Source organism: Pseudogulbenkiania sp. AW2-16 (assembly GCF_056824575.1).
Genome location: NZ_CP157668.1, coordinates 1,084,989 through 1,097,183, shown reverse-complemented (window position 1 = coordinate 1,097,183; position 12,195 = coordinate 1,084,989). Strand labels below are relative to the sequence as shown.

The following is a 12,195-nucleotide window of genomic DNA, read 5'->3' as shown; positions in this document are numbered from 1 at the left end:
ATGGTGCCGGCGCAAGGAGGGCGGCGGTGGTCTATAGCCCGGCACATGGGTCGCCAGCCCCACCGCGATCCGATGCCACAACCAGGTAAAAATTTGTTCGGCATCTACTCATTCGGCATGGTAGGCGGTGTTTTTCCGGTAGAATATCGGGCACCATGGCACCCGCTGCGTCCCGGTGCCATTCCGGCTCATGCCCACTAACCCGACCCTAGTCCGACAACACCATGTGGAATGCTACCCGCCTGCGTCTGGCAGCGGCTCTCGTCGTGCTGGCCACCGTGCTGGCCCTGCCAGCCTACTGGCTGCGCCTGGAGCACAGCCACGACGTCTTGCGGGCGCAGGCGTTGCAGCAGAGCGCCCGGCACGCCGAGCAGATGGCGGCCGCGCTGGCCGACAGCCAGGCCGGCGCGCTGGCCAACGTCGACTTCGCGCTGCAGGGCCTGCGCGCGGAATACCTGGTGGCGCCCGAGCAGGTGGCGCAGCACGCCGTGCAGATCATCGCCACCTTCCCGGCCGGCATGCTGAGCCAGATCGCGGTGATCAACGCCGACGGCTACCTCACCTACTCCAGCCTGAACGACTCGCTGCACGTCTACCTGGGCGACCGCGACCACTTCAAGGTGCACGCCATCAGCCGCACCGACCAGATCTACATCAGCAAGCCGGTGCTGGGGCGGGTGTCCCAGGCCTGGAGCATCCAGTTCTCGCGCCCGATGTACCGCGACGGCAAGTTCGCCGGGGTGATGGTGTTCTCGATTGCGCCGGACTTCTTCATCAACCGTTTCGGCGCGCTGCGCCTGGGGCCGAACGACACCTTGGCGCTGTTGCGCAGCGACGGCCGCTTCCTGGCGCGCAATCGGCTGCAGGACAAGGCGATGGGGCAGCCGTTCGACTTCAACGCGCCGTTCCGCGGCCCGTCTCCCGCCGCGCATGGCAGCTTCCGCCTGACTTCCTCTCTCGACCACGTGCCGCGCATCCATGCCTGGCAGCTGCTGGAGGTGTTCTCGCTGATCGCCGTGGTCGGTTTCGACGAGCGCGCCGTGCTGGCACCGGTCGAGCGTACCATCGCCGCCAGCCGCGAACAGAGCACGGTGGGGGCGCTGCTGCTGGCCGGCTGCGCCGCGGCCCTCGCGCTGCTGCTGTTGCGCCTGGCGCGTCAGCAGCACGCGCTGGACGAGAGCGAGGCGCGTTATAGCGGCCTGTTCGAGAACAACGCCGCCATCAAGCTGCTGGTCGACCCGGCCGGCGCCCGCATCGTCGACGCCAACCCCGCCGCCGCCGAGTTCTACGGCTACCCGCGCGAGGTGCTGGCGCGGATGCGCCTGCCGCAGCTGATCACGCTGCCGGCCGAGGCGCTGCAGCGGGAAATGGAGCGCGCGCTGTGTGGCGAGAGCGGCCGCTTCAGCTGCGTCCACCACCTCGCCAACGGCGAGCAGCGCCAGGTCGAGGTATACACCGGACCGGGTCCATTGGACGGCCGCAACCTGCTGCATTGCATCGTGCACGACGTCAGTTCCCGCCACGAACTGGCACGGCGGCTGCGGCACTGCGAGGAACAACTCCAGGCCCTGTTCGACAGCGTGGCCATGGGTGTCGCCGTGATCGACGCCGACGGCGCGGTGAGCGCCGCCAACCCGCTGGCGCGGCGCCTGCTGGGGCTCGACGAGGCGGGCTGGATGCGGCCCGAGCGCTGGCTGGTGCACCCGGACGGCACGCCGCTCGCCGCCGATCAGGCACAAGGACTGGCGGCGGTGCGCGACGCGGCCCCGCTCGAGCACGAACAGCTCGGCATCGCCAGCCATGGCGCCGAAGCGCAGTGGCTGTCGCTCAGTGCCCGCCCGCTCGGCGGCGACGTCCAGGGCCGGACACCCGCGGCGCTGCTGGCATTCAGCGACGTCTCGCCGCTCCTGGCCGGCCAGGCGGCGCAACGGCTGGCGCAGTCGGTGTTCGACGCCGCCAGCGAAGGCATCATGGTGACCGATCTCGACAGCGTCATCGTCACGGTCAACCACGCCTTCAGCCTGCGCAGCGGCTACAGCGCCGACGAGATCGTCGGCCACACCCCCGCCATGCTGGCCTCGGGCTGGCACGACGAGGCCTTCTACCGGACGCTGTGGCAACGCCTGCGCCAGGATGGCCATTGGGAGGGTGAGATCAACAACTGCCGCAAGAACGGCACGGTGCAGGCCGAGTGGCTGAAGATTTCGGTGCTGGCCGACGAACAGGGCCGGCCCAGCCACTACGTCGCACTGTTCAGCGACATCTGCCCCGAGCGGCAGCGCCAGCAGGCAGCCTGGCAGCAGGCCCACTGCGACACCCTGACCGGCCTGCCCAACCGCACCCTGCTGCTGGCCCGGACGTCGCGCGCCATGGCGCGCGCCGAGGCAGACGGCCAGCGCGTCGCGCTGCTCTATCTCGATCTGGAACGCTTCCAGCCGATTGCGGCGCGCTACGGCGAAGCAGCCGGCGAGCAGCTGCTGCGCCAGGTCGGGCGGCGTTTGGAGAATGGCTTGCGCCCGCAGGATTGCGTGGCGCGGCTGGGGTGTGACGAATTCGCGGTCCTGCTGGCCGACCTGCCGCAGGACGCCACCGCCATCGCCGAACGGGTGGAGCCACTGCTGGCGCGGCTGGCCAATCCGTTCATGCTGGGCAAGCACCGTGTCGAGATCGCGCTGCGCGTCGGCGTCGCGGTGTATCCCGGCGACGGCAACGAGCCCGCCCACCTGCTTGTCCGTGCCGAGTTGCTGTCCCGTTCCGGCACCCCGGGTGCCCCGTTGCTGCTGGCGTCGGGGAGCCCGCCGGGCCGAGGGGGCTTACTTGCCGATGCAGAAGCGGCTGAAGATCACCCCGAGTAGATCGTCCGGGGTGAATTCGCCGGTCACTTCCGACAGCGCGTGCTGCGCCAGGCGCAGCTCCTCGGCGAACAGCTCCACCTGCTGCCACACCGTCTCGGCCAGCGCCAGGTGCTCGGCGGCACGGCGGATGGCGTCGAGGTGGCGTTCGCGCGCCAGGAACACCCCTTCGCTGGCGCCACGGTAGCCGATCATCTCCAGCAGCTTGGCGCGCAGCAGCTCCACCCCGGCCAGGGTGCGCGCCGACAGCCGCACCACCGGATGGCCGTCTTCTTCGGCCAACCCCGGCGCGTCGCCCGACAGGTCCACCTTGTTGAACACGAACACACGCGGCAGGCGTTCCGGCAGCTTGGCCAGGATGGTGGCCACCTCGGCCCCCAGTCCCTCGCGGCTGTCCACCAGCACCAGCACCAGGTCGGCGCGCTGCACCGCCTGCCAGGTGCGCTCGATGCCGATCTTCTCCACCACGTCGTCGGTGTCCCTGAGGCCGGCGGTATCGATCACGTGCACCGGCACGCCGTCGATGACGATCTCCTCGCGCAGCGTGTCGCGCGTGGTGCCGGCGATGTCGGTGACGATGGCGACGTCGTCGCCCGCCAGAGCGTTCAGCAGCGACGACTTGCCGACGTTGGGCTGCCCCACCAGCACCACGTGCATGCCCTCGCGCAGGATCGCGCCCTGGCGCGCCGTGGCCTGCACCTGGGTGAGCCGGGCGCGCACCCCGCCGAGCTTGCCGCGCGCGTCGGCGGCCTCGAGAAAGTCGATCTCCTCGTCCGGAAAGTCGAGCGTGGCCTCCACCAGCATCCTGAGCGTGATCAGCTCGTCCACCAGCTGGTGGATCTCGTGCGAGAACGCGCCCTTGAGCGATTTGAGCGCACTCTTCGCCGCGGTCTCGCTGGAGGCGTCGATCAGGTCGGCCACGCTCTCGGCCTGCGCCAGATCGAGCTTGTCGTTGAGGAAGGCGCGCTTGGTGAACTCGCCCGGATCGGCCAGCCGCGCCCCCAGCTCGAGGCAGCGCGCGAGCAGCATGTTGAGCACCACCGGCCCGCCGTGGCCCTGCAGCTCCAGTACGTCCTCGCCGGTGAACGAGTTCGGGCCGGGGAAGTACAGCATCAGGCCGTTGTCGATGGCCGTGCCGTCGGCGGCGACGAAGTCGCTGTAGGTGGCGTAGCGCGGCTGCGGGGTCTTGCCGCCCGAGATGGCCTGGGCGAACGGCAGCAAACCACGGCCGGAGACGCGGATGACGCCGACGCCGCCACGGCCGGGAGCGGTGGCGATGGCGCAGATGGTGGTCGGAGTGTAGGCAAGCGACATGGTGGCGATCCTGCGGCAAAGGCGGAAAAATCTGGCCGAAACGGTCTGGGTGTTAGACCGCTTCGGCCAAGCTTTTCTCTGGGGACAGAGCAAAGGATGTCAGGAAAAAAGCCCGGCCATCAAGGCCGGGCTCGTCATCGGGAGTGCAAAGCGGCTCAGGACTGCAGCGCCAGCTTCTTGGCCTTCTCGATCTGCTTGTTGATGTACCACTGCTGGGCGATCGACAGCACGTTGTTCACCACCCAGTACAGCACCAGACCGGCCGGGAAGAAGAAGAACATCGCCGAGAACGCCAACGGCATGATCTTCATCATCTTCGCCTGCATCGGGTCGGCCGGCGGCGGGTTCAGGAAGGTCTGCAGGAACATGGTGATGGCCATGATCGCCGGCAGCACGTAGAACGGGTCCGGGCGGGCCAGATCGTTGATCCACAGCGTCCACGGCGCCTGGCGCAGCTCGACCGAAGCCAGCAGCGACCAGTACAGGCCGATGAACACCGGAATCTGGATCACCATCGGCAGGCAGCCGCCGAGCGGGTTGACCTTCTCGCTCTTGTACATCTCCATCACGGCCTGCTGCATCTTCATGCGGTCGTCGCCGTACTGCTCCTTCAGGCGTTCCAGACGCGGCGCCAGCGCCTTCATCTTGCCCATCGAGCGGTACGAGGCGGCGGTCAGCGGGTAGAACAGCGCCTTCACGGTCAGCGTCAGCAGGATGATCGCCCAGCCCCAGTTGTTCACCAGCGCGTGCAGCTTGGTCAAGAGCCAGAACAGCGGCGAGGCGAAGATGTGCACCCAGCCGTAGTCCTTGGCGTACTCCATGCCGTCGGCCACCTTGGTGATGATGTCGAACTCTTCCGGACCGGCGTACAGCGGCACGGTGATCGAGCGGCTGGCGCCCGGCGCGATGGCCGGCAGATCCACCAGCGTGGCGGCGGAGAACAGACCGTTGCTGCTCTTCAGCTCGAAGCGGCACGGCTGGCCGGCGGCGCACACGCTCTGGCCGCCCAGCGGCTTGATGATCCAGGCGCTCATGAAGTAGTGCTGCAGCATCGACACCCAACCGTTGTCGGCGCTCTTGACGTAGTCACCCTTGCCCTTGGTCAGATCGTCGAACGACACCTTCTGGAACTTGCCGTCGGTGGTGTACACCGCCGGGCCGGTGAAGGTGCTCGCAAAGCGGCCTTCGCCTTCCGGCTTCTGGCCGTCGCGCAGCAGGCGGAAGTAGGCGGTCGGGGCGACCGGCGCGCTGCCGCTGTTGCTGATGTCGTAACGCACGTCGATGTCGTAGGCGCCCTTCTTGAAGGTGTATACCTTGCTTACCTTGACGCCGTTGGCTTCAGGCGCGGTCAGCTTCACTTCCAGCTTGTCGCCGTTCATCTGGTAGCTGGTCTTCTCGGCCGTGAACACGGTCTTGTGCGTCGGCAGCGCCGGGTTGGAGGCGGCCACCAGACCGGTCTGCGCCACGTACACGCGGCCGCCCTTGTCGGTGAACAGCTCGAACGGCTTGCTGGCGTCCTCGGCGGCGTTGTGCTTCAGCAGATCCAGGCGACGCAGGTCACCCCCCACGGTGTCGATCTCCGCCTTGTAGAGGTCGGTGCTGACCGTGATGCGCTGGCCCGACGTCAGCTTGGCGGCATCGGCCGGCTGGGCTGCCGCGCTCGGGGCGGCCGGGGCTCCCGGCGCACCCGCCGTAGTCTGGCTCTTGGCCAGCTGCTGCGGGGTCGGTTTGGGCGCAAAATATTCCTGCCAGAGCAGCAGGATGCTCATGGACAGAACGATGAAAATGATCAGTCGTTTGGAATCCATCTCTCGTTACCGGGAAAGGTGGTCAGGGAACCGGGTCGTAGCCGCTGCCACCCCAGGGGTGACAGCGCGAAATACGCCGAACAGCCAGCCAGCCGCCTTTGCAGGCGCCATGTTTCTTCACCGCCTCGATCGCGTAGCCGGAACAGGTCGGCACATAGCGACAGCGCGGCGCGAGCCACGGGCTGATGGCGACCTGATAGCAACGGATCAGGAAGATGAAGAGGCGTGACATCGGGCTAGTTTACCAAAGAGTGAGGACAACGCCGTGACAGCTTCGGTGCGCGTCTCGCGGTCGAACACGAGGCGGGAACGCACCACGTAATCGAAGGAGCCGAGCGTCTGCTGGTTCAGGCGGAACCACTCTCGAACGGTGCGCTTGATGTAATTACGGCGATACGCCCGCTTGGCGACCTTCTTGCCGACCACGAGACCGAGTCGCGGGCGGTTAAGGCCGTTGGGGCGGGCGTATACCTGAAAATAGGGATTGCTGCGCGCTTGCCGCAAACTAAAAACGGATGAAAATTCATCCGTTTTCAACAGCCGGTGCGCACGGCGAAAGCGAAAGGCCAAAACTTACACGGCCAGACGCTTGCGACCCTTGGCGCGGCGGGCGGCCAGAACGGCGCGACCACCACGGGTCTTGGAGCGTACGAGGAAGCCGTGGGTGCGCTTGCGGCGCGTGGTCGAAGGCTGGTAAGTGCGTTTCATGATTCGGTGTTCCTATTTCGAAACGAGGAAATAAACGCGTGATTTCACAAGAAAACCCGGGCTTTGTCAATCGCTAATTTTTTCGCTCCCTGTGGATAACTTTCCGGAAAACTATTAGAATGTCAAAACTTAGCGCCCCCCACCCGCTGCGTAAGAATTGAACAGAAACCTTCCCCCTGCGGGCAAGGTTAGCCGCTCCGGCTGGGAGGATGCGCCTCTGCGCCATGCCGAACACTGACCGCCGCGCCGCCCACGAGGCCCTGGCACGGCGGTATCTCCCGCCTTCGCGACAACGGACAACGGCGGGATTTTTTGCTTTTTATTGCGTGTACTTAATGACCGAACTGGATCAATTCTGGCCTGCGTGCCTCGCTCGCCTCGAGGGCGAACTGTCTTCACAGCAGTTCAACACCTGGATCAAGCCGCTGGCCGCCGAACTCACCGAGGACGGCGTGCAGCTGTTGGCGCCCAACCGCTTCATCATGCAGTTCATCAAAGACCGTTTCCTCGGTCGCATCGAGGAACTGGCGGTGGAGCTGATGGGCGAGGTGCCGGTCGAGCTGCGCCTGGGCAGCCCCAATGCCGCCCCGGCGGTGGTGCCGGCCAAGCCGGCCGCGCCGAGCGGCAAGAGCGCACCGGCCGGCGGCGCGGCCCCGGCCGTGGCCACCCCGGCCAAGCAGGCGGCGGTCAAGGCCATCGGCGGCGGGCACGAAAGCACCCGGCTCAACCCGGCGTTCACCTTCGACACCCTGGTGACCGGTAAAGGCAACCAGCTGGCGCGCGCCGCGGCGATGCAGATCGCCGAGAACCCGGGCGACCAGGCCTACAACCCGCTGTTCGTGTACGGCGGCGTCGGCCTCGGTAAGACCCACTTGATCCAGGCCATCGGCAACCACGTCTACCAGAAGAACCCGCAGGCCAAGATCCGCTACATCCACGCCGAGCGCTACGTGGCCGACATCATGCGTGCCTACCAGCACAAGGCCTTCGACGAGTTCAAGCGCTACTACCACTCGCTCGACCTGCTGCTGATCGACGACATCCAGTTCTTCGCGGGCAAGAACCGCACCATGGAAGAATTCTTCTATGCCTTCAACGCCCTCTTGGAAAGCGGCAAGCAGGTCATCATGACCTGCGACACCTACCCCAAGCAGATCGAAGGCATGGACGAGCGCCTGATCTCGCGTTTCAGCTGGGGGCTGACCGTCGAAATCCAGCCGCCGGAGCTGGAAATGCGCGTGGCCATTCTGATGAAAAAGGCCGAGGCCGACAGCATCAAGCTCGACCACACCGTGGCCTTCTTCATCGCCCAGAACGTGCGCTCCAACGTGCGCGAACTGGAAGGCGCCTTGAAGCGCGTGGTGGCCTACGCCCGCTTCACCAACCAGAGCATCTCGCTCGAACTGGTCAAGGAAGCGCTCAAGGACATCCTCGCCGCCGGCAACCGCCAGGTGACGGTGGACGCCATCCAGAAGACCGTGGCCGAGTACTACAAGATCAAGCTGGGCGACATGCACAGCAAGAAGCGCAGCCGCGACATCGCCCGGCCGCGCCAGATCGCCATGGCGCTGGCCAAGGAGCTGACCCAGCTCTCGCTGCCCAACATCGGCGACGCTTTCGGCGGACGTGACCACACCACGGTGCTGCACGCCTGCAAGACCATCGCGGAGATGCGCGGCAGTGACGCCGACATCGGCCACGATTACGATACCCTGCTGCAAATGCTGCGCAACTAAAAAACTTTCGGGAGCCCGGAACATGCTGATTCTGCAAGCTGAACGCGATGCCCTGCTGAAACCGCTGCTGGCGGTGACGGGGATTGTCGAGCGTCGCCACACGCTGCCTATCCTGTCCAACGTGCTGATCGAGAAAAAGGACGGCGCGGTGGGCTTTCTGGCCACCGACCTGGAAATCCAGATCACCACGGCCAGCGCCGAAACGCTGCCGGGCGAATCGTTCCGCCTGACCACCTCGGCCAAGAAGCTGCAGGACATCCTGCGCGCCATCCCCGGTAACTCCACCGTGTCGCTGGAGCAGCAGGACAACCGCCTGACGCTGAAAGCCGGCAAGAGCCGCTTCAACCTGCAGACGCTGCCGGCCGAAGACTTCCCGCTGCTGTCGGTCAACGGCACGCCGGAAGCCACCTTCAGCCTGCCGCAAAAAGAGCTCAAGCGCCTGATCTCGCAGGTGCAGTACAGCATGGCGGTGCAGGACATCCGCTACTATCTCAACGGCCTGTTGATGCAGACCGACGACAACCAGGTACGCCTGGTGGCCACCGACGGCCACCGCCTGGCCTTCGCTGCCGCCGAAATCGACACCTCGCTGCCCAAGGCCGAGGTGATCCTGCCGCGCAAGACCATCATCGAGCTCTACAAGCTGCTGCAGGATAGCGACGAGCCGATCACCATCGAAGTGCTGGCCAACCAGGTGCGCTTCACCTTCGGCTCCACCGTCATCATCAGCAAGGTGGTGGACGGCAAGTTCCCCGACTACAACCGCGTCATCCCGCTCGACAACGACAAGCTGTTCCTGATCGACCGGCTCACCTTCCTGCACGCGCTGCAGCGCGCCGCCATTCTCGCCAACGAGAAATTCCGCGGCGTGCGCCTGGTGCTCAAGCCGGGCAGCCTGTCCATCCTGTGTACCAACAGCGAACAGGAAGAAGCCGAAGAAGAGCTGGAAATCGACTACGGCGGCGGCGAGCTGGAGATCGGCTTCAACATCAACTACCTGCTGGACGTGCTCACCAACCTGCCGGCCGAAACGCTGCAGCTGGCCTTCGGCGACGCCAACCGCAGCACGCTGGTGACCATTCCGGACTACAGCCAGTTCAAGTACATCGTGATGCCGATGCGCATCTAACGCGGTTTCGGCCGGCCTCGGGCATCACCAGGTTGGCCGAAGACGAAGGCGGGGGCCTCCCCCGCCGGTGACACCTGCCACACGACAGAGAAGGTTTTATGAGCGAACAGGAATACGGCGCAGACAGCATCAAGGTTCTCAAGGGTCTGGATGCCGTACGCAAGCGCCCGGGCATGTACATTGGCGATACCTCGGACGGCACCGGCCTGCACCACATGGTGTTCGAGGTGCTGGACAACGCCATCGACGAAGCGCTGGCGGGTCACGCCGACACCATCAAGGTCACCATCAACCCGGACAACTCCATCTCGGTGGAAGACAACGGCCGCGGCATCCCGACCGACATCCACCCGGAAGAAGGCCGCTCCGCCGCCGAAGTGATCATGACCGTGCTGCACGCCGGCGGTAAGTTCGACAGCAACAGCTACAAGATCTCCGGTGGCCTGCACGGCGTCGGCGTCTCGGTGGTCAACGCCCTGTCCGACTGGCTGCGCCTGAAAATCTGGCGTGACGGCAAGGTGCACGAAATGGAATTCCGCCGCGGCGAAGCGGTGGCCCCGCTCACCGTCACCGGCCACAGCACCTATCGCGGCACCGAAGTCACTTTCCACGCCAGTGAAGAAACCTTCGGCAAGATCGAATTCCACTTCGACATCCTCGCCAAGCGCATCCGCGAACTGTCGTTCCTGAACCAGGGCGTGGCCATCACCCTGATCGACAAGCGCACCGGCAAGGAAGAAAACTTCGCCTTCTCCGGCGGCGTGGCCGGCTTTGTCGAATACATGAACCGCAACAAGACCGCCCTGCACCCCAAGGTGTTCCACGCCATCGGCGAGAAGGAAGGCATGACGGTCGAAGTGGCGATGCAATGGAACGACTCCTACCAGGAATCGGTGCAGTGCTTCACTAACAACATCCCGCAGCGTGACGGTGGCAGCCACCTCACCGCGCTGCGCCAGGTGATGACCCGTACCCTCAACGGCTATATCGAACAATCCGATACCGCCAAGAAGGCCAAGGTCGACACCTCCGGCGACGACATGCGCGAAGGCCTCACCTGCGTGCTGTCCGTCAAGCTGCCCGATCCGAAATTCTCCAGCCAGACCAAGGACAAGCTGGTCTCCAGTGAGATCGGCCCGGTGGTCAACGAAGTGATCAGCGACGCGCTGAAATCCTTCCTGCTGGAAAACCCCAACGACGCCAAGATCATCGTCGGCAAGATCGTCGACGCCGCCCGCGCCCGCGAAGCCGCGCGCAAGGCGCGCGAGATCACCCGCCGCAAGGGCATCATGGACGGCCTAGGCCTGCCCGGTAAACTGGCCGACTGCCAGGAAAAAGACCCGGCCATGTCCGAACTTTACCTGGTCGAGGGTGACTCCGCCGGCGGTTCCGCCAAGCAAGGCCGCGACCGCAAGTTCCAGGCCATCCTGCCGCTCAAGGGCAAGATTCTCAACGTCGAGCGCGCCCGCTTCGACAAGATGCTGGCCAGCCAGGAAGTCGCCACCCTGATCACCGCGCTCGGCTGCGGCATCGGCAAGGACGAATACAACCCGGACAAGCTGCGCTACCACCGCATCATCATCATGACCGATGCCGACGTGGACGGCGCGCACATCCGTACCCTGCTGCTCACTTTCTTCTACCGCCAGACCCCCGAGCTGGTCGAGCGCGGCCACATCTACATTGCCCAGCCGCCGCTCTACAAGGCCAAGCACGGCAAGCAAGAACGCTACCTCAAGGACGACTACGAGCTCGACCAGTACCTGCTGCAGCTGGCGCTCGAGAAGGCCGAACTGATGCCGGCCGAAGGCGAAGCCGCACTGTCCGGCGACACCCTGGCCGAAGTGGCGCGCCAGTTCCTGCTCGCCCGCGCCGTGATCGAACGCGAAAGCCGCGTGGTCGACCCGCTGGTGCTGCAAGCCATGCTGCGCGTTGGCCGCCTGTCGCTCGACACCGAACACGCCGCCCGCGACGCCGTCGCCGTGCTCACCGCCGCGCTGCCGGCTGAGTTCATCCGCCTCGACCTGCTGCACGACGAGAAGAACGACGGCTGGATGATCAAGATCACCCGCAAGCTGCACGGCAACGTGATGGTAACGGTGCTCGACCAGGACTTCCTCGATTCCGGCGACTACGCCGAACTGGCCAAGACCGGCGACCTGCTCAAGGGCCTGCTGCGCGAAGGCGCCACCGTCAAACGCGGCGAAACCGTCAAGCCGGTGGCCGACTTCGGCGAAGCGCTCGACTGGCTGCTGGCCGAAGTGCGCAAGGGCATGAACATCCAGCGCTACAAAGGCCTGGGCGAGATGAACCCGGAACAGCTGTGGGAAACCACCATGGACCCGACCGTGCGCCGCCTGCTCAAGGTGAAGATCGAAGACGTGATGGGCGCCGACGACGTGTTCACCACCCTGATGGGCGACAACGTCGAACCGCGTAGGGCGTTCATTGAGGGTAATGCCTTGATTGCACGGAATATTGATGTGTAAACATGTCGGGTGACACGGAAAGTGAAAACCGTGTCACGTTAGTGCAAAAGTAGTGACACAGTTAATGAAAAAGCCACCGAGGACGGTGGCTTTTTTATGCTGTAGGCAGGCTGCTCGGCTTGAAGCCAGATTAGGGGTCCTATATGCCGGAAACTCCAT

9 protein-coding genes are annotated in these 12,195 nt (G+C 65.1%); 4 read left to right on the top strand and 5 right to left on the bottom strand.

The genetic code is table 11. The features are described 5' to 3' along the window. Window positions 1–224 precede the first annotated feature (224 nt). A complete protein-coding gene (locus ABKF58_RS05255; RefSeq protein WP_482583672.1) occupies window positions 225–2,855 on the top strand; it encodes a sensor domain-containing diguanylate cyclase in 2,631 nt (876 codons plus the stop codon). On the opposite strand, the gene mnmE is transcribed toward ABKF58_RS05255, so the two are convergent. The 5 genes from mnmE to rpmH all read right to left on the bottom strand — a co-directional run bounded on the left by mnmE (window position 2,814) and on the right by rpmH (window position 6,682). Beyond that, on the bottom strand, window positions 2,814–4,166 hold the full coding sequence (gene mnmE / locus ABKF58_RS05250) for a tRNA uridine-5-carboxymethylaminomethyl(34) synthesis GTPase MnmE (RefSeq protein ID WP_482583671.1): 1,353 nt from the start codon (window positions 4,164–4,166) through the stop codon (window positions 2,814–2,816). The two genes, ABKF58_RS05255 and mnmE, sit on opposite strands and share 42 nt — an antisense overlap. Window positions 4,167–4,321: 155 nt before the next feature. Next, window positions 4,322–5,974 (bottom strand): membrane protein insertase YidC, encoded by a 1,653-nt coding sequence (yidC, locus tag ABKF58_RS05245; RefSeq protein ID WP_008955799.1) that lies wholly within the window; start codon window positions 5,972–5,974, stop codon window positions 4,322–4,324. Window positions 5,975–5,996: 22 nt separating this feature from the next. Continuing rightward, on the bottom strand, window positions 5,997–6,206 hold the full coding sequence (yidD, locus tag ABKF58_RS05240; RefSeq protein WP_008955800.1) for a membrane protein insertion efficiency factor YidD: 210 nt from the start codon (window positions 6,204–6,206) through the stop codon (window positions 5,997–5,999). Beyond that, window positions 6,182–6,511, bottom strand: coding sequence for a ribonuclease P protein component (rnpA, locus tag ABKF58_RS05235; RefSeq protein WP_482583670.1), 330 nt, complete (start codon window positions 6,509–6,511; stop codon window positions 6,182–6,184). The genes yidD and rnpA overlap by 25 nt, the downstream gene beginning before the upstream one ends. A gap of 36 nt (window positions 6,512–6,547) precedes the next feature. Then, window positions 6,548–6,682 carry a 50S ribosomal protein L34 gene (gene rpmH / locus ABKF58_RS05230; protein ID WP_008955801.1) on the bottom strand — a complete coding sequence of 45 codons (135 nt, stop codon included), beginning with the start codon at window positions 6,680–6,682 and terminating at the stop codon, window positions 6,548–6,550. Window positions 6,683–7,017: 335 nt separating this feature from the next. Here rpmH and dnaA point away from each other — a divergent pair, with 335 nt between their 5' ends. From dnaA to gyrB, 3 genes are all read left to right on the top strand, one after another. After that, window positions 7,018–8,418, top strand: coding sequence for a chromosomal replication initiator protein DnaA (dnaA, locus tag ABKF58_RS05225; RefSeq protein ID WP_008955802.1), 1,401 nt, complete (start codon window positions 7,018–7,020; stop codon window positions 8,416–8,418). A gap of 22 nt (window positions 8,419–8,440) precedes the next feature. After that, window positions 8,441–9,547 carry a DNA polymerase III subunit beta gene (gene dnaN / locus ABKF58_RS05220; protein ID WP_008955803.1) on the top strand — a complete coding sequence of 369 codons (1,107 nt, stop codon included), beginning with the start codon at window positions 8,441–8,443 and terminating at the stop codon, window positions 9,545–9,547. A 98-nt stretch (window positions 9,548–9,645) separates the two neighbouring features. Then, on the top strand, window positions 9,646–12,036 hold the full coding sequence (gene gyrB / locus ABKF58_RS05215) for a DNA topoisomerase (ATP-hydrolyzing) subunit B (protein ID WP_008955804.1): 2,391 nt from the start codon (window positions 9,646–9,648) through the stop codon (window positions 12,034–12,036). Window positions 12,037–12,195 lie beyond the last annotated feature (159 nt).

Excerpts from the sequence above, each read along its gene's own strand:
- ABKF58_RS05255 (WP_482583672.1), top strand. The coding sequence starts at position 225 with ATGTGGAATGCTACCCGCCTGCGTCTGGCAGCGGCTCTCGTCGTGCTG.
- mnmE (WP_482583671.1), bottom strand. The coding sequence starts at position 4,166 with ATGTCGCTTGCCTACACTCCGACCACCATCTGCGCCATCGCCACCGCT.
- yidC (WP_008955799.1), bottom strand. The coding sequence starts at position 5,974 with ATGGATTCCAAACGACTGATCATTTTCATCGTTCTGTCCATGAGCATC.
- yidD (WP_008955800.1), bottom strand. The coding sequence starts at position 6,206 with ATGTCACGCCTCTTCATCTTCCTGATCCGTTGCTATCAGGTCGCCATC.
- rpmH (WP_008955801.1), bottom strand. The coding sequence starts at position 6,682 with ATGAAACGCACTTACCAGCCTTCGACCACGCGCCGCAAGCGCACCCAC.
- dnaA (WP_008955802.1), top strand. The coding sequence starts at position 7,018 with ATGACCGAACTGGATCAATTCTGGCCTGCGTGCCTCGCTCGCCTCGAG.
- dnaN (WP_008955803.1), top strand. The coding sequence starts at position 8,441 with ATGCTGATTCTGCAAGCTGAACGCGATGCCCTGCTGAAACCGCTGCTG.
- gyrB (WP_008955804.1), top strand. The coding sequence starts at position 9,646 with ATGAGCGAACAGGAATACGGCGCAGACAGCATCAAGGTTCTCAAGGGT.